This window comes from Campylobacteraceae bacterium, from assembly GCA_013215945.1.
Taxonomy (GTDB): domain Bacteria; phylum Campylobacterota; class Campylobacteria; order Campylobacterales; family Arcobacteraceae; genus NORP36.
The window spans coordinates 1-24,198 of the sequence record JABSOM010000008.1; the positions used below are offsets into that span (position 1 = coordinate 1).

Sequence of the window (24,198 nt, forward strand, 5' to 3'; positions counted from 1 at the left end):
GTTAAAGATCATCCAGTCTCTCATCTGTCACTTTAAAGTGTCACACTTGATTTGGACGGGAATTATAGGAGGTTTTACCTTCTTTGTCAAGGGATGAAACATAAATGTAGCTTAAATGTTTGAATTCATGTTTTACTACACGTAAATCTTACTTTTTCGTTCTTTTTATTGGATTATATGTTCTTTTACAAACAATATACCTATCCTTTATTAATAAGATATCAATTTATTTGAAATCTTATACTTAATATCACTATGTATATAAAGGCTATAAAGTAAGGCTATAATAATAAAATTACGCAAATATGTGTTAATTTTTCATTTACATATAAAGTATATACTCTATAGTAAGTTGATTTAAAGATAAACTAAAGAGTTTCATAATAGAATATCAACAATTTAATATTATCAAAAAGGATATATAATGTACAACAGAGATTATTTATCAAATAATTCATCTCAAGATCAAGCACAGGATTCTTCAAAAGAAAGAATGATGAGCTTTTTAAAAGCTACCTATCAACTGTTTGCAGGATCACTTTTAGCAGCAACAGCAGGAGCTTATATAGGACTGGATATCGTTCATTTATTAGTTGCTCCAGTATCATGGATTTTATTTGCAGTAGTTATTGGCCTAGTTTGGTTTGTAATTCCCAGAGTTAAACATACTCCAGGTGTCAACTTAGCTGTATTATTTTTATTTACATTTTTAACAGGTCTAATGATTGCTCCCTTATTAGCTTCAATTTTTGCAATGCCTGCAGGCGCATCAATTGTAGGGCAAGCGTTTTTAATGACATCGGTTGCATTTGGTGGAATTTCAATGTTTGCAATGACTACTAAAAGAGACTTTTCGTCTATGGGACAAATGTTATTCATTGCTTTAATCATTATGATTGTTGCTGGAATCTCAAATATCTTTATTCAATCATCATTATTACAATTAGGAATTGCTAGTGCAGGTGCTTTATTATTTTCTGCATTCATATTATATGATACTCAGCAAATTTTAAAAGGAAACTATGATTCTCCAATTGAAGCTGCTTTAGCTTTATACTTAGATTTTTTAAATCTATTTGTTTCTTTATTGCAAATTCTTGGAATAATGAATTCAAGTGATGACTAAAAAACAGCTCCTCTTGGAGTTGTTTATTTAATGAGTGAACAAGAACTAAGACTAATAGATGCCAACCTAAATCGTTTACGTGAGGGCATTCGTGTTGTAGAAGATATATTCAGATACGCATACAATGACAAAAATACAGCAAAACGATTAAAAGAACTGCGCCATCAATCAAGAATCAATCTTTATAATGAACTACTAGACGCAAGAGATATCAAAAATGATGTTCTTAAAAAAACCACGTCTTCAGAACAAAAAAGAGAAAACCTTAAAAGTATTCTAATAGCCAACTTCAAGCGTGCTCAAGAAAGCGCAAGAGTACTAGAAGAGCTAACAAAACTATTAACTACTAATAAGAGTGAAGTTTTTAAAGCAATACGCTATGAATTATATGACTTAGAAAAAGAAATGAATCATATAACTTTTTAAAGCTTTATTTTTTAAATGCTTTAATATAAATCACTTCAAATTCCAAATAATTTAAATCATACTCTTTATATAAAGATTTGGCTTCTTTAAAAGTTAGTTTGGTCTCTCCACTAACTCCTGACTTTTTTATATAATTAAATAAATCTTTTTTTGAAGAAAATTCTAACTTATAAAGTATTGTTTCAAATTCACAAGAAAAATATTTTGAAAAAGCGTCTTTTATTTTCTCTTCGCTTAAAATGGGTGACTTTTTTTTACTTATGTTTTGAATATGTTTAAAGGTATTCGAGGTAAACAAGACGGCATGTAATTCATTAGTAATACATGCTAACTTTTGAATTATTCTGCCTAAATCCTTTGACCACTGTAGTGCGGAGGATGAAAGTACTAAGTCATAATGTTTATCATCTAAATAAGAAAAGAACTCATTCTCATCAAAATTAAGACACTTAACTATAGTCTTAGTATTTTTAGGATGTAAGTCACACATAGAAGAAGAAAAGTCTAAAGCAGTATAAGAATCAAAGTTCCAAGCAATATTTTTATACACTTGCCCAGAACCACAGCCCAGCTCTAAAATATTTTTTGCTTTATTTTTTACATCCCTAATCATTGCTTTTGCAGCAATTTGCTGAATAATATTATAGTTATTGTATTGTTTAGAGTATTTTGAAAACTCTTTATTAACGGATTTTTTAGACAAAAAGACCTACTTTTGTATTATTTAAATATATTTTTGTGATTTTAACCTTTTTTTAATAAGTTTTTGATAAAATACACTCCATTTTTACATAAGGATAATAGATGACATCTACTCTATTAATTGTACAATTCGTTTTAGCAGCATTCGTTGTAATCGCTGTATTATTACAAAAAAGTTCTAGTATAGGCCTAGGTGCGTATAGTGGAAGTAATAACTCACTATTTGGAGCAAAAGGTCCAGGTGGTTTTTTAACTAAAGTAACAATGGGTTTAGGCCTGTTATTTATTATTAACACCTTAGCACTTGGATACTTTTACAATCAACAGAAACTTGATTCAGTAGTTGATGGAGTTAAAGTTGAATCTTTAATTCCATCTAAAGCAGATGCACCAGCTGCACCTGTAATACCAACACTGCCTTCAAAATAATTTATTTTAAATATAAATAGCTTAGGCTATTTGTATTTAATACTTTTATTCATAACTTAAAATAATAACAGCCCATAACTCCCCTTTGCAAGCATAAACATGCTATAATCCAAAAAATTAGCTCAAAACTCAAATTTAAAATACAGGAAAAAATATGTTAAATGAAATCTATTCAGATACAAAAGAACACATGGAAAAATCTCTTGAAGCCTTAAAAAGAGATTATAAATCACTTAGAACAGGGAAAGTAACTGTTTCAGTATTAGATGGAGTTAAAATTGATTATTATGGAACAATGACTGATTTAAATCAAGTTGGTTCTGTATTAGCAATTGATGCAACTACAATAGCTGTTAATCCTTGGGAAAAAAATCTTTTAGGTGATATTGAAAAAGCTATTCAAAATGCAAACATTGGAGTAAACCCAAACAATGACGGTGAAATTATTAAATTGTTTTTTCCTCCAATGACTGTTGATCAAAGAAAAGTAAGTGCTAAAGGCGCTAAAATTATGACTGATAATGCAAAAATTGCAATCAGAAATATTAGAAAAGCATCTAATGATAAAGTAAAAGTTTTACATAAAGACAAAGAAATTACTGATGATGAACAAAAACGAGCACAAGATGAAATTCAAAAAATAACGGATGCGGCTGTATCTTCTGCTGATAGTACGCTAAGAACTAAAGAACAAGAAATTTTGACGGTATAATGATGAACGTAGCAAATATATACAAAGATTCACAAGCCTTATTAGAGGGTCATTTTAAATTAAGTTCGGGTAATCACTCGCAGTTTTATTTACAAAGTGCAAAAGTTTTAGAAAATCCTAAAACAGCAAAACTATTAGCTGAAGCATTGGCTGAACAAATTATAGCTTCTGGCATTAAAATTGATGCTGTATGTTCTCCTGCTTTAGGCGGAATCATTGCTGGTTTTGCATTAGCAACTGCTTTAGATGTAAGATTTATTTTTGCGGAACGTGTTGATGGGATTATGACTATTAGACGTGGTTTTGAAGTTCAAAAAAATGAAAACTATATCATTTGTGAAGATATTATCACAACAGGTGGTTCTGCACTAGAAGCTGCTAAAGAAGTAGAAAAATCAGGTGGAAATGTTGTTGCTTATGCTGCACTTGCTAATCGTGGTTTTTGTTCAAGAGAAAACAGTGATTTAGAAGCTACATCTTCTTGTAAACTTCCTTTAGATAAACCACTGTTTGCTTTAGAGGATTTTACTTTTGAAATGTACGAAGAAAAAGACTGTCCATTATGTAAAGATGGAAGTACTGCTTATAAACCAGGCTCAAGAGGTAATTAATGCGAAGAAGAGAGATTAATCGCGAAATAAAGCAAAAAGCAAATAAAAAACCCTTAGATATAAGTGTTTTATCTGCACGTCTTTCTTCTCGCTTTAAATCTTTTTTATTAGACAGCTTTTTATTAACCACTCCTATTGTTTACCTTGTAATGTATGTCATTATGGATGGAGGAGACAGTTTCTCTCAAAACAGAGCAATGGGATGGTTGACTATTTTAGCGCTTCATCTTCCGTTAATTGTAATCATGTGGATTGCAAAAAAACAAACCCCTGGACTCAAAGCATATGAACTAGAAGTTTTAGATGATAAAAGCCATTCAAGAATCTCACTATTACAAGCAATCATAAGATATCTTATTACTCTACTTAGTATTATTTCATTCTTTTTACTTTTTGTACCATTTTTTAGAAAAGACAAAAAAACAATACAGGATATTATTTCTAATACTATTATTTTAGAAAAAAAATAAATGCTTTTTTTTAATATATCTGCATTTTACTATTTTTATTTTTCCGCAACTGCTGTTTACGTCATTTTTATGCCTAAAGTTCTTTTAGATGTAGGATACAGCGCAAGTGAAATTGGTATTTTATATGCCCTAGCACCACTTATGAGATTTTTAACTCCCTTTTTATTTTTAAAACTAATTAAACTGGACGCAAAAGTATTTAAAATAGCCCTAGCATGCTCTACGATAGCTACATCATCGTTTTATTTTACTCTTGATAACTTTTATGCTTTTATGTTTACAAATGCTCTGCTTGGCGTATCTTTGAGTTTAATACTTCCTTATATTGAAATTATTGCATTAAAAGATCTTGGTAAAGAAAGATATGGTAAATCTCGTTTATTTGGCTCTATTGGTTTTATGGTAATTGCACTTGTACTTGCTAAGTTTTTATCATCCCCTTTTATTGCTTTACACTTTTTTCTTTTTGCCAATATTGCTACGGTTATATTATCACTAATATTGCTTAAACATGATGTATCACATGACGATGCAGGCTCCAAAAAACCTTTTTCATTTTTTAAATACTGGCCTTTTTGGGTAAGTCTGTTTTTTATGCAAATGAGTTTTGGCTCTTTTTATAACTTTTTTACGATTTATGAAACAGAACATGGAGTTTCTTTAGAAACAGTATCTTATCTTTGGAGTTTTGGAATTCTTTGTGAAATAGTAATGCTGTATTTTCAAGGTCCTCTCTTAAAAAGAAATCTTAAAAATATACTGTTATTTTGTTTATCTTTGACTGTTATAAGATGGATGATTTTATTTTTATTCCCAGAATCTTTATTTCTTACTTATGTAACACAAGGAATGCATGCTTTCTCTTTTGGATTATACCACTCATCCGTAATTATATTTTTGTATACACTCTATGATAATAAAAAACTTGCGCAACAATTTATGTATGGGGTCGCTTATGGTTTAGGTGGTTTTATAGGAGCTTTATTAGCAGGATATTTATACGGAGAGTACTTATTTTTGTCTTCCGCTTTTTTTGCTGCTTGTTCACTGTTCTTTATGTCAAAAGTGAACAAACAAGTTTAAGTTTATTCTATATTCATAATAAGTAAATCAATACTTGGCCCCATGAGATACCATTTTTTCCTCTTCCAAAAATTTTAACGTTAATACTTTTTTATTTTTGAATGGAGATTATTTGTTTTTATATTCTGCTATTTTTCTACTTTAGCTTTCATCTCAGGAGTCAAAAAAGTTATTTAGTTTTAAATCTTTGGCTTCTTTTTCTAAGGAATCAATAACATCTCTTAAGTCTCTAATGGTTTTATTTTGAGAATCAATACGATTATTTGCAACTCTTAAATCTTTTTTCTTATTTTTTACTTCATCTTTTATGTTTATTAAATTTTCTTCTAGTTTTTTATTTTCTTTTGTTAGTACAATAGAAAGATCTGAGGTATTTCGAACTTTCACATTAAAAGATTTAATAAATTTTTCATGATTGTTTTTTAATGTAGTAATTATTTTTTCATAATGGTTGACTTGAGCAACGAGGGTAGCTGATTTCTTTCTCTCAGTTTTTAAAACCACTTCTAAACCAGAGACATTTTCATAACGCTTTAATTTATTTTCTAAAATATTAATGTGATTTACTTTTTCTAGGTGAATCTTTTTATTCACTTGTATGTTCGCAAGAACTCTTTTTTTGAATTCTCTTTTTTCTAACTCATCATTTGTTGTCAAAAATCTAATTGCAATATACTCAATAATATCTTTGCCTAAATCATCATATATAGGTGAAATAGTCGCATTTACATAATAAGTTCTTCCATACTTACTTCTATTTTTTATCTTACCTTGCCATGTTTTACCACTTTGTAAATCTATCCATAACTTTTTAAACAGCTCACTTGGGGTATCTGGATGTCTTATAATATTATGAGACTTACCTATAAGTTCTTCTAATTGGTATTGAGCAATATCACAAAAAATATCATTTGCATAAGTGATATTTCCTCTTAAGTCTGCTTTAGAAACAATTGCTACTTTATTAATTGCATCTAAATATCTTTGACTTTCTTCTTTTTGATGAAAGTTTTTTTGTTTTAAAAAACTTTCTTCATAAACAAAAGATACTCTTTCAAAAAGATATTGAATATTAATAGGTTTTGTTAAACATTCTGTTGTTTTGTGTTGAATTGATTCTAATACATGTTTAAGTTCTGTATGGGCAGTTGAAAAAATAAAAGGAATATCTTTATGTATTAATCTAATTTCTTTTAAGAGTTCAGAGCCAGATAAGATTGAGCTATGAAGATCACTCACAATAACATCTATACTATCTTTATTGGCTTTATAGGTATTTAATCCATCTAAACCATTTGTTTCTGCATAAACTTTTTTAAATAATTTCGCACTTTCATGTACAAGGTTTTTCCTTGTTTCATAATCATCTTCTATATATAAAATTGTTATTTTGTTAAGTAATTCCGTATTTATGGCTGTCATATGCCTATATTACAGTAATTACTTTTAAAGTACAAAAATTATTAAATTATCCTCATAATCATTGTTTTTACATTCTTTTTTTCTTCTATTTCAATAACTTCTAAACCAGGAATATTTAAGTGCATGAATTCACTAAATGACTGTATATTGTTTTTTGAAAGGACATTTAAAAGTATACCCCTATAATGTTTTGCCCAATGAGATATAACTTTTCCATCTTTCAAAAATTTAAAACAAAGTACTTTTTTATTAGTACATTTATAAAACTTCTCATAATAACCTGCTCTTAAATCTATAATTTCATCATCCAAACAAGCATCCAAACTTTTGGAAAAATGCTCTAAATAATGTTTCTCAAGATTAAAACTAGGTAACTTTGCACCCTGTTTAAACTTATAATCAGGAATGATATCTTTGGCTTTGATAGGTCCAAACAAATTTGAGAAGATAATTACATTTTCATCTATATAGTTTTGTGCCTCTTTATTCAAACTCTCATAAGCAATCGCATCAAAAGCAACACCGGTATATCTTAGAATCGCTTTTTTACCTACCTTATGAAGTAGGCTTTCTTTATAGCGTACTACTTCGCTCATCTTTTTAAGTGAAAACCAAGAAGACAATTCTTCATGGCTTAAATTCTCTACATGAGTTTCATATAAATCCAGAACTTCTTTTCTTTTATCAAAATTAGCTTCTAAAAAAAAATTGTTAATGTTAAAACTAGCTTCTTCCCCTCCTGTACTTTTACTCTCTGCTGGGGCTAATAATATATTCATTGTTTTTCCTCATTTAAAAATATTCCATCTTTATATAACCACTGTCCATTTATTTTTTCAAAAGTACTTTTTTCTATAAAAGAAACATCTTGATTATCTTGTTTTAAACTTGCTTTGAATGTTACAAAATCATAACTGTCATTTGAAAGAGTTTCTATAATCTCAAGTTTTAAAAAGCTGGTTTCTTCACAAAATACTTTTATGTCTTTTTCCCATGTTTTTTTGTCATTAGTGTAATCTTTATTTTCAAAATGAGTTGTTTTACAAATATACGTTGGAAGATGTAAAACATAAGCACTAAAACGTGAACGCATGAGTTTTAAAGCAGTAGGAGCAGCACTTCCTTTATGGAAGGGTAAACAGCATTTTTTGTATTTTAAGTTACTGTTACAAGGACATGAAGCATTGATTGATATTTTCAAGGATTATCTTTATTTTTTAAGTATTGTACCTAAGTTGTGAAAAAACAATACTTAGAAAACTAAGTATTATTTTGATTCTTTTTTCATTTTATTTTTCTTTTTCTTTTTAGATTTAGATTTTTTCTTCACATCATTTTTTACATTTGATATGATTTTTTTTCCAAAACCTTTTATGTTTTTTAAATCCATTGCATTATTTAGTGAATTTGTTTTTCTGTACATAAGGATTTGTTCCGCTTTTTTATTGCCAATACCCTTTATGCTCATTAATTCATCTTTATTTGCTGTATTTAAATTTATTGTTGCCAATAAAAAACTTACACTTAAAACCAAACTTGCGAATAATTTAATCATAGAAAGATCCTTTTAAATAATATTAAAAATTATATACTAATATTTCTTAATTTAGTAAGTTTATAAATTATTTATAAACTTGATTTTATTAATAATAAGTGTATAATGTTTGAAATAAAATCAAAGGAACGTAGTGCAAGATATTCCCCTAGAATTAATCACTAGCTTTTTGTCAATTATTGGTTTAATAATGATTTTCAGACAGTATTTCGGATATAAAAAAGTCATTGAAGTTGTTAAAGATTTAGGCAAAATCAAAGAAAACAATAAGTTAAGTCAAGAAAACAAAGATTATATTACGAATAATCTCAAAGAATATCAGGGTAAACTTACTTATCAAATAGCCTTAAACAAGCTTTTATATCCTGTATTCATTATAATTGGAGCCGCTTTTACTATGCTTGTTCCTTTTGATCAAGCAATTATTCATTTTAATGTATTATTTGTAGGCTTTATTTATATTTCTATTCTAAAAATTCACTTAGGTAATATTGTTAAATTCTTAGAAGAGTTAAACGAATAGTTTACCAAGTGATTGGCTCTTTTCCTTCTTTTAATAACAAAGCATTCGTTTTTGAAAAAACCTTTGAGCCAAAAAAACCTCTGTAAGATGACAAAGGAGAAGGATGTACACCTTTAAGAATATGGTGTTTCCTTTCATCAATCAATTTCTCTTTTTTAATAGCATTTGCACCCCATAAAATAAATACTACATTTTTATTATACTGTGATATTTTTTTTATGATTGCATCTGTAAATTGTTCCCATCCCAGTTTATGATGGGATTTTGCTTTACTTTCTTCTACGGTTAAAATAGTATTTAATAAAAATACGCCTTCTTTTGCCCACGGTATTAAATTACCATCAAGACAAGCAGAATCTCTTTTTAAATCGTCTTTTATTTCTTTTAATATATTTTTCATTGAGGGAGGATTTTTAATCTCTTTGGGTGTTGAGAAAGCCAAACCTTGGGCTTGATTTACACCATGATAAGGATCTTGTCCTAGGATAACCACTTTTATATCATCAAGTTTTGTATAAGAAAATGCAGCATAAATGTCATTATATTTGGGGAAAACAACTGTGTTTTTATATTTATTGCGTATTTCTTTTTGAAGCTTAATAAAATATTCTTTTTTTTCTTCGTCTTTAATAATCTTATTCCAAGTCATTTTTATCCTTATAAACCTATTATCTCAAAATTTAGAAAAAGATGCGATTAAAAAAGCATAAATATATTATATTTTGCAAAAATCTGTAATAATACCTAATATTATATTTTTAGGAACGTTTATGCAAGATTTAAAATCAATCAATACAAGTACACTAGCAAATGCATTTTATTTTCTTGCTTGTGTCTTTTTAATTGTTTATTCATTAAGTAAATTATCAGGACTATTATCTTCAATTGCCATTGCTTTTTTAATTTGGTTTTTAATCAATGCTTTTGTTTCCAGTCTTGAAAAACTACGTATATTTCAATACAAATACGCTAAAAAACTGGTTTTACCTTTTGCTGTTATATTTATTTTCTTTTCACTTTTTAAAATCACTACTTTTATTGCTCTTAATATTGCAGACCTTGGTTCAAGTTTAAGTGGTATTGATGAGAGACTTTCTTTACTTATTGCAAACTTATCTTCTAATTTTAGTATAGATATAACACAAGAACTTAATAAAATAATGCAACAAATATCTATTGCTTCTTTAATTAATAAAGCCTTAGGACTTTTTTCTTCTATCTTTTCTAACAGTTTACAGATAATTTTATATGTAATGTTCCTACTATTAGATCAACAATACTTTGATGCAAAACTAAAAGCTTTGTTCCCAAATAAAGATAAAAAAGTAAAAGTAGAAAAAATACTTCATGCAATTGCTGGAAATATAAAAACATATATTTATATCACTACTATTATTAGTTTATGTACAGGAATATTAACCTATTTGATTTGCAGCTTTTTTTCCTTAGAAGGTGCTCCATTATGGGGATTTATTGCTTTTATTCTAAACTTTATTCCTACTATTGGTAGTATCATAGCAGTTTTAATTCCTTCGTTATTTGCTTTAGTTTCATTAAGTGATATCACTTTGGCATTTGCATTAATTCCTTGTTTGGCATTTATACAGTTTTTACTTGGGAATATAATTCAACCTAAACTAATGGGAGATAAACTCAATATTTCTCAGTTTGTTGTGATATTTTCACTGGTTGCTTGGGGCATGATGTGGGGAACCATTGGAATGTTTTTATCTATTCCTTTAATGGTGATATTATCGATTATTCTCTCCCAATTTGATTCAACCAAAAAACTTGCTATTTTAATATCGGCAAATGGAAAAATAAGTACCGATAAAAATAGTCTTTAATCCAGATATATAATAATCTCTACTTATATCTTTTAGGCCAAATACAAGCGAATTATGCTATTTTAATATATAACATAAGAATTTAAGCAGATAAATAATGTTTTAATTCTTATTTGTCAGATACAATAAAAGGCATTATGTGAATTATAAAAATCTATTAGATATGTTTCTTCAAACCTACAATAAAAACAGTGAGAAACTGGCTTTTGTCTACAGAGTGGGAAGTTCTGAATATTCTATTTCCTATAAACAAGTTTTACATGATGTAATTACTCTTTCTCTACTTTTTAAAAAAAATGGAATGAAAAAAGGTGATAAAATAATGTTTGTTTCTGATAACAGATACGAATGGATTATTACCGATTTGGCTGTTATTTCTATTGGAGCAATATTAGTACCAAGAGGAATTGATACCCCTTGTGATGAACTCTCTTTTATTCTAGAAGATGCATGCTGCTCATATTTGATTTTGGAGCATGAAAAAACCTATGCTGAATATAAAGAAATGCTAAAAAAGCACACGTTAAAATCTATTTTTGTAATAGAGAGTATTCACAATAAAGAATACTATTCCTACAAAGAAGAAACAGATAAAATTACAATCTCAAAAGAAAATGAAGAACATTTTTTTAAACAAGTTGATGTTTTAGATGCCCAAGATACTTTTACCATTATTTATACCTCAGGTACCACCGGGAAACCTAAGGGAGTTATGTTAAGTCATAAAAATATGATTTATAATATTGATACTATTCCACATGCTATTCGTTTAGTATCAGATGATGTTTGGTTATCGATCTTACCTTCATGGCATGTATTTGAGAGAGCTGCTGAATACGTCGCTATCTCAAAAGGATGTACGATTATTTATTCTTCTATTAAAACATTTTCTGCTGATTTAGAAAAATACAAACCAACAATGGTAGCAACTGTTCCTAGGTTATGGGAATCTATGTATACAAAAATCAATGCTAAATTGTCACAAGATCCTAAAAAAGCAGCTATTTTCTATAAACTGGTTGATATCTCAAAAACATATAAACACAATATGAGAATCTTAAAAGATGAGCTTCCTGTTTTTGAAAAAGAAAGTTTAACAAGCAGTGTTTTAAAAAAATCACTGGCACTTTCCAAAATTATTTTATTATACCCCTTAAATGTTTTTGCAAAGAAAAAACTTTCTTTGGTACAAAAAAAATTTGGAGGAAGATTAAAACTTGCAATTTCAGGCGGTGGAGCATTACCTTTATATATTGAAGAGTGGATTGATGCTTTGGACATTAGAATTGTTAATTCATACGGTATGACAGAAACTTCTCCTTTAATAGCAGGACGTGGATTAGATTGTAATACCTTTGCAACCTTAGGACCTGCGTTTAAAGGTACGTCTTTACGTATTGTAAATGAACAAGGCATAGAAGTTGATCCTGGGATTGTAGGTTCACTTGAAGTTAAAGGCCCTCAAGTAATGCAGGGTTATTTTAATAATGAAGAAGAAAATAAAAAGAACTTTACAAAAGATGATTACTTAAAAACAGGCGATTTAGGAAAATTTACTATTAAGGGTGAGCTTATTTTAACAGGAAGATTAAAAGAAATAATTGTTCTAGCAAATGGAGAAAATGTTGATCCTTCCAGAATTGAATCTGCAATTTCTATTATGCCTTTTATTAATGACTCTATGTTAATAGGGCAAGATAAAAAAGGTCTTGGTTTATTAATTGTTCCAGATGTTGAAAGTTTAAAAGATTTTATTTTTAAAAAATTTGACAAAGTAATTGAATCAGTAGAACATCTAAAAGAAGATAAGCATATTCTAAACTCTATTAAAAAAGAATTGAATGAACTCTTACATAAAAAACATGGATTTAAAGCTTTTGAAAAACTGCAAAACATTCACTTTTTAGAAAAAGAGTTTAAAATGGGAGAAGAACTCACCAATACGTTAAAGAAAAAAAGACATATTATTGAAGTAAAATACAAAGAACTTATTGATAAGATACTAAAATAATGAATATTGAATTCTTATTTTTACGAAAAGCAATAAAAGATAAGAACTATATTTCTTTTAGCCATAAAGATATGCAGTTTAAGAATGTAAAAGCTATCAAAATTACAGAAGAAACATTGTATACCGATCAAGGCGATTATTGTTTATTAAAAATAAAAAAAGTTAAAATTTTAAAAGAGAGATATTAATGTATAAACCAGTTACATGCGAGTTTTATGATCAATTAAACGTAATAATCCAACGTCAAATTCCCACAACAATCATTTATTTAGAAGAAGAGAACAATTCTCTAGAGCTTAAAATAAAAGACTATATATCGTCTATGACCTTGGAGAATAATGAAGAATTCTTAGTACTTAAGTCTAAACAAAAAATACGTCTTGATTTAGTAATGTACTTAAACGGTAAACGCTACAAAAAAGACGAATAATTTATAGTATTTTATACTTCAATTTGGAAGAATTTTTCTTCCACTTTCTCGTATTTAGCTACTGAACAAGAAATTTTTTGCGCATTTTCATAATCTTTAAATTCATTTATAAAAAGCTTTTGCAATTTTTCAACATTGGTTGTTTTAAATACAAAATAACCTAAGATGTCTTTTTTTCTAGATCTGGCTTGTTCTATACCAAAACTGTCAAATTTCCAATCAACACCTTTTGCAAATAAAAACACTTCTTCTAAGCGTGCTTGTAATTCATTTCTAACCTCGTCATTAAACTCTTTTAAATGAATAAAAAAAGCGACATTTGTATTAGAATCGTCTTGTATTAGTTTTTTTTCTTCTTTTGTGATGGCTTCATTGCTAATGTCTACTATTTTCATGCTAACCCTATTATTTTATTGATTGAATAATATCATAAATTATAAAAGAAAAACTATTTTATATTAAAAATATTTTTATAATTCTGCTCTAATGGTAATTTATTCTTATATTCAATTATCTCACCAATTTCAATTTGAATCTTTAAGTTCTTTGTTCTTTTATTAATCGCTTCTTTTAATATTTCATTTGCATTGGATTTTATATAAACAGGTAAAATATTAAGCCTATTTTTTAGTGCAATTAAGCGAGAGCCTTCTTTAAATTCACCTAAAGGATTTTTGCTTTTATTTCTAGTTCCTTCAGGGAATATATATATTGAACTTCCTTCTTTAACTACTTTTTTTGTTTCTTTGAAAAAAGGACTCATGGAAGCTGCTTCTCTGTCTAATAAAATAGTACAAGCATTTCTAGTAAAAGTTCCAAAGAAAAAAGAATTGTACAGCTCTTTTTTTGAAATCCAGTAACCATTAATATCTGTATCTTCTAGGGCAAGTTGTATAATTAAAGGATCAATAATACTTCTATGATTTGAAATCAGCAAAAACTGTCCCTCTTTTGGTAAGAGTTCTTTGTTAATTATTTCAACAGAAATATTTAATTTGCCCATTAATGTTTTTGCATATTCTAAACGTAAAGACATTTTTTCTTGTGTATCTTTAGTTCTTTTAAGTAAAAAACCGTATTTATTCGTTAGGTATGTTGCATAAAGTGCTATTGATATTTGTTTAAAGTTCATTGTTTTCCTAGTTTTTTCTCTTATGCTATTGTAGCCAAAATCAAAAAAATTGACCATAATTAATCAGATAAAGATTAGATTATCTTAGGGTCAAAAAAGTGCTAATTAAAAAACAAACTATTTGCAAAAAAAGAAGTCTTTTTTAAAAGCTAAAATAATTTAATTAATTTTTTCCCAATTTTTAAATAGTTCTCACTTTTTCCTGTTAAATTCATCATCATAATAGAACCTTGGGTTAAAGCAACACACTCTTGCGCAAAAGAAAGTGAGGTTTCATCATCATATTCAATTTCAAGTATAGCTACAAGGGCATTTTCCCAAGCGTTAAAATATGCAAGTATTTCATCTCTAAACATCTTATTTGAGGAACTTGTTTCTAATGCTAAGTTTCCCAAAAGACATCCGCCTTTGCTTTTTAAAAAATACTCATCCGTTTTTTTTATAAAAAGAGTAATTTTTTCTTTTGAGTTGAGTTTTTTATTATAAGCAACGCTAAATATATTTTTCTCAAAATATTGATGTATATATCTTAATGCTTCTAGGCCAATATCATCTTTAGATTTAAAATGATGATATAAGCTTCCTTTTATTAAACCACAGTTATCAGCTATGTTAGACATAGAGGTATTGTGATAACCTTTTATTTTAAATAGTTTTATTGAATTTTTTAGTATTTCTTCTTTAGATGTTTTTTTAAGTGCCATAATTCCAACCTATCGTTTGTCAAATTTTAGCAAAATGTATTTTTTTTGTCAATAATAATTAATTATTAATTATTATTAACGAGTGCCACTTTTATTCCAAACCCAATAAGTACTGTTCCTACTACTTTTTCTATTATATGTTTGGAAGCTTGAAACTTTTTTAACAAAACAGGATGAGTTAAAGTACAAGAAATGATTCCAAACCAAATAAAATGTGCCAGTGAAATAATCAAACCATAAATCAACTGTAAAAATATTGGAGTATCAAGTGTAACAATTTGTGTGAAAATACTTAAGAAAAATATGGTTGTTTTTGGATTTAGAACATTGGTTATAAATCCAATTTTAAATGCTTTCATATTACTGAGATTAGCTGTTTCATCATTTTTTTCTAAGTCCATCATAGCTTTAGATGTAAATGTTTTCCACCCAATATAGATTAAATAAGCAGCACCTAAATATTTTAAAATTGAAAATAAAACAACTGAACTTGAAATAATTACAGCCAAACCAGCAATTGAATAAGCAACATGAACCCAAATTGCCATGCTAACACCAAGGCTTGAATAAATTCCCGCTTTTCTTGAGTAAAAAATACTGTTTCTTGTTACCATCACAAAATCAGCACCAGGACTAATAGCCATAAAAATAGCAACAACAGTTATTGTTGCTATTTCTTGGAAATAAGGCATTTGGGAAAAAAAATCAATCATAATATTCCTTTTATTTAAGAAGAATAGTATATCACGTATATTTCATATTTTGACTATAATAAGAACTACAAAAAGGAATAAAATGAAAGCAATTATATTTGATTTAGATGGAACCTTATTAGACTCACTAGAAGAAATAGCCTTAAGTATGAATACAATATTAAAAGAATTTAATTATCCTGTTTATGAAATTAATGAATACAAAAGATTTGTAGGAGATGGGCCTTTATCTTTAGTAAAAAGGGTACTTCCTGCAAATACGAAAGAAGAAATAATCCAAACAATAACGCAGGCCCTAAGAGATAAATACGATAAACAAGTAAATCACAGCTCACGTCCTTATGAAGGTATTTATAATTTATTAGAATCTCTTAAAACTACTCCTATCAAATTGGCTATTTTGTCCAATAAACCTCATGACTTAACATGCAGATATATCAAAAGTTTATTTTCCCAATATGAGTTCTTAGAAGTTCATGGTCAAAAAATGGACGTTCCTAAAAAACCCCACCCCCAAGGCGCTCTACATATTGCAAAAAAACTCAATATTGATCCAGAAGAAATATATTTTATTGGAGATACTCCCACAGATATGAACACAGCAAAACATGCCAAGATGAAAAGTATAGGAGTTGCTTGGGGCTTTAGACCTAAAGAAGAACTATTAGAAGCAGGCGCAAATTATATAGTAGAAGATTGCGAAGACTTGTGGAGATTTATACAAGAAAGAGTCTAGTTTCTCTTCTTGTTACTAATTACTGCTATACTCCTTTAAAAAAAGTAAAATATGAATAAACAAGCTCTTGGAATTATTATTTATAATATTATTGTGGTGCTCTCAATTATGTATGCGACACAACCTCTACAGCCGATTTTAGCAGAAGAGTTTCATGTAAGTATGACTCAGTCATCTTTGTTTACTGCTATTATTTTATTATGTTTGGCGATTGCACCTATTTTTTATGGGTATATACTAGAAAGTATCTCTGCTAAAAAAATGCTCATTGTTGCTTCTATTATTTTATTCTTTACGAATCTTGTTTTGGCATTTTCGAGCAGCTATGAAATGTTTTTATTTATGAGATTATGTGAAGGTTTAGTAGTCCCTGCAATACTTACTTCTTCTATGAGTATTTTGGCCAATATTGATAAAAACAATGTGCAGTTTAATATGTCCGTATATGTAGCTTCAACCGTATTTGGCGGTTTAATAGGAAGAGTATTATCTGGTTTTATTGCAAGTGAATTTGGATGGAGAGCAGTATTTTTTAGTCTCAGTTTTGCTTTGTTTATTTCCTTGCTTTTTATTTGGAATCTTAAACTGGATATTTCATCCAAAATGAACAAACCCAAACTAAAAGATATTCTTTTAATTTTAAAAGACAAGCGTTTTGCACTTATTTATTTAACAATGTTTACTGTTTTCTTTGTTTTTGCAGGTTTATTAAATCTACTGCCTTTTAGAATGAAAGACTTGTTTCCCAATATGAATGAAAGCAGCATTGGATTATTGTATTTAGGTTATGGGTCAGGTGTTATTGTTGCTTTATTTTCAAGAAAAATTATTCTTTTCTTTAAATCTTCCATTAGAACTGTACTTGCAGGAGGAGTGTTTTTTACACTTATTAGCATCTTTTTTATCTCTTCTAATCATACTGTGATTTTTATTTTGATGTTTTTATTATGTATAGGAATGTTCACCATTCATACAGTAGCCTCAGGTATGGCAAATTCAATCTTGGAGAAACAAAAAGGCCTTACTTCAGGTATGTACTTAAGTTTTTATTATATTGGAGGCGCTTTAGGTTCTTCTCTTCCTACTCTTATTTATAAATATTATGGTTGGAATACGGTAATATTAATTTTCATACTTTGTTTATTATTTATTTTTACTGTACTTTATAGGAACAGAGCTATTTTTAATAAATAAAAAACAAAACCTTATTATTTCATTTAGGATTTATTATGCATATATCTTTTTTAAGCCTTTTTTTGATTCTTTTTTTCACTGCTTGTTCAAGCAAAATAAATATTAGAAGTATAGAACCCTCAGTTATACAATCTCATAAAATTAAAAATATTCATATTAAACGTTTTTCTAATGACAGTATTAATTTAGAAGAAGAAATAAAAGATCAAATGTTTAAGCTTTCTTTTGAAGGAAAAAAATATTTTAATCTTATCAATAATGAAAGACATGCTGATATTTTAAAAGAACAAGTGTTACAAGACTCAGGTATTATTCAATTAAAAAAAGAAAATCCAGTTTTTACTTTTCAAGAAGCACAATCCATTTTATGGGGGAAAATACTCAAAAAAGAAATAGATGAAAATACCTATTATAAAGAAAAAACAAATTATAACAAATGTGTACAATACCTCAAGAATAAAAAAGGGGAAAGATATTGCTCCCAATACTATGAATATGAAATTTCTTGTCTTGAAAAAAAATATCTTCTTCTTGTTCAAATAGAAATAGCAGAAGTTCTTAATGCCCAGACCTTATATTTAGGTAACTTTTCTGCAACACATTCAACAACAAAGTGTTCGAATAATCCCTATGGGCAAGATTCTAATAGAAAAGTATTTACAAAACTAAAAAAACAAGTTGTTAGTGATTTTATAAAAATAATTGCGCCTTCCTATTCTTATAAATATTTCACGCTCTTAGATTCTCCCTATATTAAATACAGCAGTAAAGAAGAAGATTTACTAGAAGAGGCACTAAGTCTTATTAAAAACAAACAAATAAAAGAAGCAAGTATTTTATTAAAAGAACTTGTTTTATCAACTAACTATAAGTCTTATATTGCTTTATACAATCTGGCTTTAAGTCATGAAGCACTCAATGAATTAGAGCGTTCCCTTGCTTATTATTTAAGAGCAAAAGAACTTATGTTTAATGAAGATAACAAAGAAGAACTTTCTTCTTCTCTAAAAAGAATTAAAGAAAGTATAAAAAATAAAACCTTAGCTACAAAACAACTAAAGTACTAAAATATTAAATCCTGTCTTCTTCTTCAAGAATGAATAAATCAGGATTTTGTGTATTTAACGTTTCTATTATATACGTATTATCTTTTTCTTTTAAAGAGACAAAAGTATCTTTGTTTTCTTTATGTTCTAATAAAAAAGAAGCTTCTTCGTCTAGCACTTTATTTGTAAAACCTAAACTCTCATATTGAGATTTTAAATCTTCTTTTAAATTCGAAAAATTTATTTTAGTATTAAAACTTAAAATAATAGGATTAAAGTCGTTTATTTTTAATGTCATTCTTGAAGAAAAATCTTCTATTTCTTCCTTGTTTTCTTCAAAAATATATTTATAGGTATTAGACAAAGCACTGATTATTAATACATTGGTAAATACTCCTAGTATTGCATTAACACAATAATAAAGAACATCATTAAACGACAGTATATTAGAAACAAGGAAATTCAATCCAAAAGCAAAAACAATAGGTACGATAACAATCGTAATAAAACACAAGACTTTATGTTCACTTGTTTTATCCCAAGATTCTTTAAAGCCCATACTTTTTTCAAGAGCAATAGAAGGAAAAATTAAAGAAACCCTGCTTAGAATAATACACACATATATTAAAACTGCAAAAGGAAGAAATATTAGCAGTAAAGAACTGTTTTGTTCTCCCAAAATATATCCTAAAATCCATGTAGGAATACCAAATAATATTAAACCTATAAAAGCAGAAATTATAACAATTACCATTAACGATAAAGAAGCCTTAAAGTAGTCATACTCTCGTTTTTCAAAAGAAAAAAGACCCCAGGTATTTATCTTTGAATCTTGCAATAATAAGATTCTATGTGTACTAATTGCAATAGTAATACTAACAATCAGAGATAAAATAAAAAAAGGAACAGCTATATATAAATTATGAAAATCCTTGATAAATAAAGCATTTAAAATAATTAATAATAAAGATGGCAATAACAAAGCTCTAAATAAAATGACTCTTTTATTTAAAATAGATGTAATGGTATTTAAAAATATTGTTTTATACATTTGTATTCTTTTTTTTATATTGTTTTTTCTTGTTCATTTTTTTCCTTATATTAATGATAAACTCATTTCATTCCATGTAACACCACCATGAGTTGATGATGATTTCCCTAAATCTTTAAAACCGTACTTTTCGTACATTGTTACCAATTCTTTTTTACAAATAAAGAATATTTCTTCTTTTTGTAAGTTTTTCATATCTTCAATAAACTTTTTCATTAAAAGTGAAACAAAACCTTGTTTTTGATAATCAGGATGTATCACAACAGACATAACAACAATATACTTTCCTTGGCTGTCATGCCCTAACATCTCTTTAAAACTTTCATCAGACAGTTTTACTTCATAGCAGGCCCCAGAATTTATAAAACCAATAATTTCCTTGTCATTCTCTAAAAGCAAAAAACCTTGAGGAAATTTACTTAATCGTTTTAACATATTATTTTTACTTGCGGCTTCTTCTTTTGAATAAGACAAAACCTCAATTTCATAACATCTTTGTAAATCGGGTTCAATAGCATTTCTTAGTTTCACTGTTGACATATTTTTCCCTCCCCGGAATTTTTATTTTATAGTTTATCAAGACTTTGATACAAAGCATTTAAACTTGCTTTTCCGAGCTCTTTTGAACGTTTTGCTGACCAACCTACTTTCTCATTAGGCGTTTGCATAGTATCTTTAAAGGGCATCTCTAGTGTCATTACCAAAGCATTAAAAGCTTCTGCCATATAATTGGTACCTACTGTTGCATTTTCTTTTGCATAAACGTCTTTTTCATAGCCTACTTTTGTTTGAAAATCAGGGCTTGCTTTGCACAGTGATTCTTGGAAAAAATCAAGAGTTTCTTGTCTTTTTTCATTCCATGAAGGTATTCCTTCTGAACCATCTATAAAATTATAAGCAAGTTCTTCATCTCCATGAACATCCATACAAAAATCCATTCCTATTTCTTTCATTTTTGCACGTACTAAAAATACCTCAGGGGATTTTTCCATACTTGCATCCAACCATTCTCTGTTTAAATTTGCTCCCGCTGCATTTGTTCGTAAATTTCCTCTTAAAGAACCATCTGGATTCATATTAGGTACTATATAAAAAACGGCATTTTTCAATAATCCTTTTGAAATTGGGTCTTCTTCATCTAAAAGTGCTTCTAACATTCCGTCCATCCACCATTGGGCCATTGTTTCACCTGGATGCTGTCGTGCAATTAACCAACAAATCTTTTTGTCTTTTCCTTCTGTTCCTATTTTTAGTAAATCCATATCTTGACCATCCAACGTGCGGCCTAAATGAATATATTCACAAAGTGGTGACATTTGAGATTTTGAAATAAGCTCATGATGCATTTCCATAGAATAAGGCGTAAAATAAGCATAATAAACTACGTCATATAAAGGTTTATGTTCTGTACTTAAGGTTTTTCCATCATAAGAACTCTTTACTCTAAACCAATTTTTTCTATCATAAGAAACAACAATATTATAATCACTCCAAGCACTAGAATAAGAAGTCTCACCTGCATTTATTATATTAAGAGTACATGCTTTATTTTTAGCACCACTAAGTTTAAAATAAAACCATTGAAAGAAGTCTGAGTTATTGTCTTTTTTAATCTCTAAATTAATTTCACCTGTATCTTTAATATTAATACACTTTATATTTCCTGCGTCAAAATTATCACTAATAATCATTACTGTCCTTTATTCACTTTTAGCTAAAAAACTTCATCCTAAAGATAAAAATAGCTTTCTTATTTTAAAGAATTATTTTAACACAATTATATTAATAACTGTAACCCAAGTGTAACTATGAAGCTATAAAATACTAAAAAAGGAATTCAATGAAAAATACTCTTCTTACTAGTCTCGTACTAAGTCTTAGCGTTTTTACTGGTTGTGCAAATAGTTATACTTCTCAAGGAACACATGAAAGAATTTCTATAAAAAAAATTGCCTCTTATGAATCAAAAATAAAAGGTGCAAGCGAAATTGTTGCTTATGATATAAAACAACAAAGAGTATTTGTTACCAATGGAAAAAAAAATAGGGTTGATGTTTTAAAATTAACGTTTAAGGACAATAAAAGCTCACTTAACAAAATAGCTTCACTTGATTTAAATCCTTATGGTACTGGTGTTAATTCACTCTCTTATAAAAATGGTCTCTTAGCCGTTGCAGTTGAAAAAACATCTTCTTTTGATTCAAGTAAACACTTACGTGGTTCTGTTGTTATTTTTAATGCACGTTTACAACACCAAAAAACAGTAAGAGCAGGTTATTTACCAGATATGGTGACATTTAATGAAGATGCATCTTTAATTATTGTTGCTAATGAAGCAGAACCTAATAAAGATTATTCTTATGATCCTAAAGGTTCAATTGGAATTATTGATATAAATAATAATTATGAATACACCGATTTAAACTTTTTTAATATTGACATTCCTAAAGATGTAGTGCTTAAAAAGAATACGCAAGCAGGACTTGATTTAGAACCTGAATATATTACCGTTAGCAAAAACAAAGCTTACGTTTCTTTACAAGAGAACAATGCTTTAGCTATTGTTAATTTAGATTCAAAAACAATAGAAAAAATTGTAGCGTTTGGCTTTAAAGATCATTCTTTAGAAGAAAATGCCCTTGATATAGAAGAAGAAGGTAAGATTTTAATTAAAGCCTATAAAAACTTATATGGCATGTATCAACCTGATTCAATTGCTTCTTATATTGTAAATAACAAAACCTATATAGTAAGCGCAAATGAAGGAGATGGAAGAGAATATGGGAAATATACAAATGAAACAAAAATTTCTAAACTCAATTTAACCGATGATTTAAAAAGTATTTATAAAAATGAGAATGATTTAAAAATCAATAATGAAATGGGAGAAGAAAACAATACGTATACTAAACTCTATACCTTTGGAGCCAGATCATTTTCAATTTGGGATGAAAAAGGAAGTTTAGTTTATGACAGTAAAAATGAATTAGCACGTTTAACACAAAAGTTTGAAAAAGATCTTTTTAATCAAAGTAAAGGAAAAATGGATAAACGAAGTGGAAACAAAGGAGTAGAACCTGAAGCTCTTGCACTTGGAAAGATAAATAACAGATATTATGCATTTATTGGCCTTGAGAGACAAAATGCAATTGTTGTTTATGATATTACTAATCCAAGAAATGCTAAATTTGTACAATATCTAAATACAAAAAATGCTGATTTAGCACCAGAAGGAATGACTTTTGTAGCTGCAAAAAACTCTCCTAGTAAAAATGCTCTTTTAATAGTAGGTTTTGAAAACAGTGGTTCAACATCTGTTTTTGAAATAAAATAAATGCCAGCCAAAGAAGTTAATTCTTTGGCAAAAGCATATTTTTACTCTGCTTTATTACTTAATAATGACTTACAAATGACTAATAAAACTTTTCATAAAAATATGTGTAAGAAGGTAACATGATAATATTCTTTTCTTCTCAATTAAATGGATTTTCAAAAAAAATAATTTAACAATAATCTTCTTAAAGTAAAATTAAATTGACTGACAGACTCCTATATATCCATCAACACAGGGAATATTAGGATTCTAGAGCAAAAAAAGGAAATAGGATAATAATTTAAAAAATTTATTAATAATTATTTTACATGAGCTCTTCGCACATTAAGATAAGATTAACATTTTTTATGGAAGTATTGAAGATAGATACTTTTAAGGAGAAGAAATGAATAGATTAATGAAAATTGGTGCAGCACTTATACTAAGTGCTTCTGTATCGTTTGCAGCGTCGCAAGCAGATTTTGATAACGTTCAAGCGCATATTGAAAAAGCCGTTCAGTTTTGTAAAGATAAAGGTGTAAGCACGTGTGTTGCTGAGTTCAACAAAAAAGAAAGTCAATGGGTTACGGGAGATTTATATATCTGGGCAAATGACTTTGAAGGTGTAATTACAGCACATCCAAAAAAACCACTTAAAGGTAAAAATTTATATAAATATAAAGATTTAGCTGGAACACAATTATTCAAAGCTTTTATTGATAAAGTTAAAGCAGATGGAAAAGGTTGGGTTGATTACGTATGGTCTCATCCAAAAACAAACAAACAAACTCCAAAAACATCTTATGTACAAGGAATTGGTGAAAATCAATTAATTGGCGCAGGAATTTACAAATAATCTCACATTTCATGCAAGTTTTGATTTTCAAAACTTGCATTTAAATTTATTTAACTTTAAAATACCAAGTATTTTTAATTTAAGTAAATGGCAAAGAAGGACAGAT

Annotated in this window: 30 protein-coding genes; 17 read left to right on the plus strand and 13 right to left on the minus strand. The window is 28.1% G+C overall.

Annotation, left to right across the window (positions count from 1 at the left end; genetic code table 11):
- The first annotated feature begins 424 nt into the window (after nt 1–424).
- Both HRT41_09390 and HRT41_09395 read left to right on the plus strand, forming a co-directional pair.
- Nucleotides 425–1,126 carry a Bax inhibitor-1/YccA family protein gene (locus HRT41_09390; protein NQY24236.1) on the plus strand — a complete coding sequence of 234 codons (702 nt, stop codon included), beginning with the start codon at nt 425–427 and terminating at the stop codon, nt 1,124–1,126.
- Nucleotides 1,127–1,156: 30 nt separating this feature from the next.
- Nucleotides 1,157–1,552: a thiamine-phosphate pyrophosphorylase gene (locus HRT41_09395; protein NQY24237.1), complete on the plus strand. Its 396-nt coding sequence runs from the start codon at nt 1,157–1,159 to the stop codon at nt 1,550–1,552.
- A gap of 4 nt (nt 1,553–1,556) precedes the next feature.
- On the opposite strand, the gene HRT41_09400 is transcribed toward HRT41_09395, so the two are convergent.
- Nucleotides 1,557–2,165, minus strand: a complete 609-nt coding sequence (locus HRT41_09400; GenBank protein NQY24238.1) for a methyltransferase — start codon at nt 2,163–2,165, stop codon at nt 1,557–1,559.
- Nucleotides 2,166–2,356: 191 nt separating this feature from the next.
- Between HRT41_09400 and secG the strand changes: the two genes are divergently transcribed.
- The 5 genes from secG to HRT41_09425 all read left to right on the plus strand — a co-directional run bounded on the left by secG (nt 2,357) and on the right by HRT41_09425 (nt 5,559).
- A complete protein-coding gene (gene secG, locus HRT41_09405) occupies nt 2,357–2,683 on the plus strand; it encodes a preprotein translocase subunit SecG (protein ID NQY24239.1) in 327 nt (108 codons plus the stop codon).
- 154 nt (nt 2,684–2,837) lie between these two features.
- Complete coding sequence (frr, locus tag HRT41_09410; GenBank protein NQY24240.1) at nt 2,838–3,395, plus strand: ribosome recycling factor; 558 nt, start codon at nt 2,838–2,840, stop codon at nt 3,393–3,395.
- Between the two features lie 2 nt (nt 3,396–3,397).
- On the plus strand, nt 3,398–4,006 hold the full coding sequence (locus HRT41_09415; GenBank protein ID NQY24241.1) for an orotate phosphoribosyltransferase: 609 nt from the start codon (nt 3,398–3,400) through the stop codon (nt 4,004–4,006).
- A complete protein-coding gene (locus HRT41_09420; GenBank protein ID NQY24242.1) occupies nt 4,006–4,476 on the plus strand; it encodes an RDD family protein in 471 nt (156 codons plus the stop codon). Before HRT41_09415 ends, HRT41_09420 begins: the two co-directional genes overlap by 1 nt.
- Complete coding sequence (locus HRT41_09425) at nt 4,477–5,559, plus strand: MFS transporter (protein ID NQY24243.1); 1,083 nt, start codon at nt 4,477–4,479, stop codon at nt 5,557–5,559.
- 153 nt (nt 5,560–5,712) lie between these two features.
- Here the strand turns inward: HRT41_09425 and HRT41_09430 are convergent, their stop codons facing one another.
- The 4 genes from HRT41_09430 to HRT41_09445 form a co-directional block, all read right to left on the minus strand.
- The gene (locus HRT41_09430; protein ID NQY24244.1) at nt 5,713–6,981 is read right to left on the minus strand and encodes a response regulator; all 1,269 of its coding nucleotides are present in this window, start codon (nt 6,979–6,981) and stop codon (nt 5,713–5,715) included.
- A gap of 41 nt (nt 6,982–7,022) precedes the next feature.
- Nucleotides 7,023–7,760: a YaaA family protein gene (locus tag HRT41_09435; protein ID NQY24245.1), complete on the minus strand. Its 738-nt coding sequence runs from the start codon at nt 7,758–7,760 to the stop codon at nt 7,023–7,025.
- Entirely contained in the window at nt 7,757–8,182 is a 426-nt protein-coding gene (locus tag HRT41_09440; GenBank protein NQY24246.1) for an SEC-C domain-containing protein, read from the minus strand. Before HRT41_09440 ends, HRT41_09435 begins: the two co-directional genes overlap by 4 nt.
- 66 nt (nt 8,183–8,248) lie before the next feature.
- Nucleotides 8,249–8,536 (minus strand): helix-hairpin-helix domain-containing protein, encoded by a 288-nt coding sequence (locus HRT41_09445; protein NQY24247.1) that lies wholly within the window; start codon nt 8,534–8,536, stop codon nt 8,249–8,251.
- Between the two features lie 133 nt (nt 8,537–8,669).
- Between HRT41_09445 and HRT41_09450 the strand changes: the two genes are divergently transcribed.
- Nucleotides 8,670–9,059: a hypothetical protein gene (locus HRT41_09450; GenBank protein ID NQY24248.1), complete on the plus strand. Its 390-nt coding sequence runs from the start codon at nt 8,670–8,672 to the stop codon at nt 9,057–9,059.
- A gap of 1 nt (nt 9,060) precedes the next feature.
- On the opposite strand, the gene HRT41_09455 is transcribed toward HRT41_09450, so the two are convergent.
- Nucleotides 9,061–9,708, minus strand: coding sequence for a uracil-DNA glycosylase (locus HRT41_09455; protein ID NQY24249.1), 648 nt, complete (start codon nt 9,706–9,708; stop codon nt 9,061–9,063).
- 121 nt (nt 9,709–9,829) lie between these two features.
- On the opposite strand from HRT41_09455, the gene HRT41_09460 reads away from it, so the two are divergent.
- The 4 genes from HRT41_09460 (at nt 9,830) to HRT41_09475 (ending at nt 13,347) form a co-directional block, all read left to right on the plus strand.
- A complete protein-coding gene (locus HRT41_09460; protein NQY24250.1) occupies nt 9,830–10,906 on the plus strand; it encodes an AI-2E family transporter in 1,077 nt (358 codons plus the stop codon).
- 163 nt (nt 10,907–11,069) lie between these two features.
- On the plus strand, nt 11,070–12,917 hold the full coding sequence (locus tag HRT41_09465) for an AMP-binding protein (protein NQY24251.1): 1,848 nt from the start codon (nt 11,070–11,072) through the stop codon (nt 12,915–12,917).
- Entirely contained in the window at nt 12,917–13,105 is a 189-nt protein-coding gene (locus tag HRT41_09470; protein NQY24252.1) for a hypothetical protein, read from the plus strand. The genes HRT41_09465 and HRT41_09470 overlap by 1 nt, the downstream gene beginning before the upstream one ends.
- A complete protein-coding gene (locus HRT41_09475) occupies nt 13,105–13,347 on the plus strand; it encodes a transcriptional antiterminator Rof (GenBank protein ID NQY24253.1) in 243 nt (80 codons plus the stop codon). Before HRT41_09470 ends, HRT41_09475 begins: the two co-directional genes overlap by 1 nt.
- 11 nt (nt 13,348–13,358) lie before the next feature.
- On the opposite strand, the gene HRT41_09480 is transcribed toward HRT41_09475, so the two are convergent.
- The 4 genes from HRT41_09480 to HRT41_09495 form a co-directional block, all read right to left on the minus strand.
- Complete coding sequence (locus tag HRT41_09480) at nt 13,359–13,742, minus strand: hypothetical protein (protein NQY24254.1); 384 nt, start codon at nt 13,740–13,742, stop codon at nt 13,359–13,361.
- A 53-nt stretch (nt 13,743–13,795) separates the two neighbouring features.
- Entirely contained in the window at nt 13,796–14,479 is a 684-nt protein-coding gene (locus tag HRT41_09485; GenBank protein ID NQY24255.1) for a 1-acyl-sn-glycerol-3-phosphate acyltransferase, read from the minus strand.
- 149 nt (nt 14,480–14,628) lie between these two features.
- Nucleotides 14,629–15,183, minus strand: coding sequence for a TetR/AcrR family transcriptional regulator (locus tag HRT41_09490; GenBank protein NQY24256.1), 555 nt, complete (start codon nt 15,181–15,183; stop codon nt 14,629–14,631).
- A gap of 65 nt (nt 15,184–15,248) precedes the next feature.
- Nucleotides 15,249–15,875 carry a LysE family transporter gene (locus tag HRT41_09495; protein ID NQY24257.1) on the minus strand — a complete coding sequence of 209 codons (627 nt, stop codon included), beginning with the start codon at nt 15,873–15,875 and terminating at the stop codon, nt 15,249–15,251.
- Between the two features lie 103 nt (nt 15,876–15,978).
- Here HRT41_09495 and HRT41_09500 point away from each other — a divergent pair, with 103 nt between their 5' ends.
- The 3 genes from HRT41_09500 to HRT41_09510 are packed head-to-tail and all read left to right on the plus strand — an operon-like array spanning nt 15,979 to nt 18,893.
- Nucleotides 15,979–16,632: an HAD family hydrolase gene (locus HRT41_09500; protein NQY24258.1), complete on the plus strand. Its 654-nt coding sequence runs from the start codon at nt 15,979–15,981 to the stop codon at nt 16,630–16,632.
- Nucleotides 16,633–16,683: 51 nt separating this feature from the next.
- Nucleotides 16,684–17,826, plus strand: coding sequence for an MFS transporter (locus tag HRT41_09505; GenBank protein NQY24259.1), 1,143 nt, complete (start codon nt 16,684–16,686; stop codon nt 17,824–17,826).
- Nucleotides 17,827–17,861: 35 nt separating this feature from the next.
- Entirely contained in the window at nt 17,862–18,893 is a 1,032-nt protein-coding gene (locus tag HRT41_09510; protein ID NQY24260.1) for a tetratricopeptide repeat protein, read from the plus strand.
- 4 nt (nt 18,894–18,897) lie between these two features.
- On the opposite strand, the gene HRT41_09515 is transcribed toward HRT41_09510, so the two are convergent.
- The 3 genes from HRT41_09515 to HRT41_09525 are packed head-to-tail and all read right to left on the minus strand — an operon-like array spanning nt 18,898 to nt 21,614.
- On the minus strand, nt 18,898–19,923 hold the full coding sequence (locus HRT41_09515) for a hypothetical protein (protein NQY24261.1): 1,026 nt from the start codon (nt 19,921–19,923) through the stop codon (nt 18,898–18,900).
- Between the two features lie 45 nt (nt 19,924–19,968).
- Complete coding sequence (locus HRT41_09520) at nt 19,969–20,463, minus strand: GNAT family N-acetyltransferase (protein ID NQY24262.1); 495 nt, start codon at nt 20,461–20,463, stop codon at nt 19,969–19,971.
- Nucleotides 20,464–20,489: 26 nt separating this feature from the next.
- Entirely contained in the window at nt 20,490–21,614 is a 1,125-nt protein-coding gene (locus HRT41_09525; GenBank protein ID NQY24263.1) for a carboxypeptidase family protein, read from the minus strand.
- Nucleotides 21,615–21,763: 149 nt separating this feature from the next.
- On the opposite strand from HRT41_09525, the gene HRT41_09530 reads away from it, so the two are divergent.
- A complete protein-coding gene (locus HRT41_09530; GenBank protein ID NQY24264.1) occupies nt 21,764–23,257 on the plus strand; it encodes an alkaline phosphatase in 1,494 nt (497 codons plus the stop codon).
- A gap of 385 nt (nt 23,258–23,642) precedes the next feature.
- The gene (locus HRT41_09535) at nt 23,643–24,092 is read left to right on the plus strand and encodes a cache domain-containing protein (protein ID NQY24265.1); all 450 of its coding nucleotides are present in this window, start codon (nt 23,643–23,645) and stop codon (nt 24,090–24,092) included.
- Nucleotides 24,093–24,198 lie beyond the last annotated feature (106 nt).

Excerpts from the sequence above, each read along its gene's own strand:
- HRT41_09390 (NQY24236.1), top strand. The coding sequence starts at position 425 with ATGTACAACAGAGATTATTTATCAAATAATTCATCTCAAGATCAAGCA.
- HRT41_09395 (NQY24237.1), top strand. The coding sequence starts at position 1,157 with ATGAGTGAACAAGAACTAAGACTAATAGATGCCAACCTAAATCGTTTA.
- HRT41_09400 (NQY24238.1), bottom strand. The coding sequence starts at position 2,165 with ATGATTAGGGATGTAAAAAATAAAGCAAAAAATATTTTAGAGCTGGGC.
- secG (NQY24239.1), top strand. The coding sequence starts at position 2,357 with ATGACATCTACTCTATTAATTGTACAATTCGTTTTAGCAGCATTCGTT.
- frr (NQY24240.1), top strand. The coding sequence starts at position 2,838 with ATGTTAAATGAAATCTATTCAGATACAAAAGAACACATGGAAAAATCT.
- HRT41_09415 (NQY24241.1), top strand. The coding sequence starts at position 3,398 with ATGAACGTAGCAAATATATACAAAGATTCACAAGCCTTATTAGAGGGT.
- HRT41_09420 (NQY24242.1), top strand. The coding sequence starts at position 4,006 with ATGCGAAGAAGAGAGATTAATCGCGAAATAAAGCAAAAAGCAAATAAA.
- HRT41_09425 (NQY24243.1), top strand. The coding sequence starts at position 4,477 with ATGCTTTTTTTTAATATATCTGCATTTTACTATTTTTATTTTTCCGCA.
- HRT41_09430 (NQY24244.1), bottom strand. The coding sequence starts at position 6,981 with ATGACAGCCATAAATACGGAATTACTTAACAAAATAACAATTTTATAT.
- HRT41_09435 (NQY24245.1), bottom strand. The coding sequence starts at position 7,760 with ATGAATATATTATTAGCCCCAGCAGAGAGTAAAAGTACAGGAGGGGAA.
- HRT41_09445 (NQY24247.1), bottom strand. The coding sequence starts at position 8,536 with ATGATTAAATTATTCGCAAGTTTGGTTTTAAGTGTAAGTTTTTTATTG.
- HRT41_09455 (NQY24249.1), bottom strand. The coding sequence starts at position 9,708 with ATGACTTGGAATAAGATTATTAAAGACGAAGAAAAAAAAGAATATTTT.
- HRT41_09460 (NQY24250.1), top strand. The coding sequence starts at position 9,830 with ATGCAAGATTTAAAATCAATCAATACAAGTACACTAGCAAATGCATTT.
- HRT41_09465 (NQY24251.1), top strand. The coding sequence starts at position 11,070 with ATGTTTCTTCAAACCTACAATAAAAACAGTGAGAAACTGGCTTTTGTC.
- HRT41_09470 (NQY24252.1), top strand. The coding sequence starts at position 12,917 with ATGAATATTGAATTCTTATTTTTACGAAAAGCAATAAAAGATAAGAAC.
- HRT41_09475 (NQY24253.1), top strand. The coding sequence starts at position 13,105 with ATGTATAAACCAGTTACATGCGAGTTTTATGATCAATTAAACGTAATA.
- HRT41_09480 (NQY24254.1), bottom strand. The coding sequence starts at position 13,742 with ATGAAAATAGTAGACATTAGCAATGAAGCCATCACAAAAGAAGAAAAA.
- HRT41_09485 (NQY24255.1), bottom strand. The coding sequence starts at position 14,479 with ATGAACTTTAAACAAATATCAATAGCACTTTATGCAACATACCTAACG.
- HRT41_09490 (NQY24256.1), bottom strand. The coding sequence starts at position 15,183 with ATGGCACTTAAAAAAACATCTAAAGAAGAAATACTAAAAAATTCAATA.
- HRT41_09495 (NQY24257.1), bottom strand. The coding sequence starts at position 15,875 with ATGCCTTATTTCCAAGAAATAGCAACAATAACTGTTGTTGCTATTTTT.
- HRT41_09500 (NQY24258.1), top strand. The coding sequence starts at position 15,979 with ATGAAAGCAATTATATTTGATTTAGATGGAACCTTATTAGACTCACTA.
- HRT41_09505 (NQY24259.1), top strand. The coding sequence starts at position 16,684 with ATGAATAAACAAGCTCTTGGAATTATTATTTATAATATTATTGTGGTG.
- HRT41_09510 (NQY24260.1), top strand. The coding sequence starts at position 17,862 with ATGCATATATCTTTTTTAAGCCTTTTTTTGATTCTTTTTTTCACTGCT.
- HRT41_09515 (NQY24261.1), bottom strand. The coding sequence starts at position 19,923 with ATGTATAAAACAATATTTTTAAATACCATTACATCTATTTTAAATAAA.
- HRT41_09520 (NQY24262.1), bottom strand. The coding sequence starts at position 20,463 with ATGTCAACAGTGAAACTAAGAAATGCTATTGAACCCGATTTACAAAGA.
- HRT41_09525 (NQY24263.1), bottom strand. The coding sequence starts at position 21,614 with ATGATTATTAGTGATAATTTTGACGCAGGAAATATAAAGTGTATTAAT.
- HRT41_09530 (NQY24264.1), top strand. The coding sequence starts at position 21,764 with ATGAAAAATACTCTTCTTACTAGTCTCGTACTAAGTCTTAGCGTTTTT.
- HRT41_09535 (NQY24265.1), top strand. The coding sequence starts at position 23,643 with ATGAATAGATTAATGAAAATTGGTGCAGCACTTATACTAAGTGCTTCT.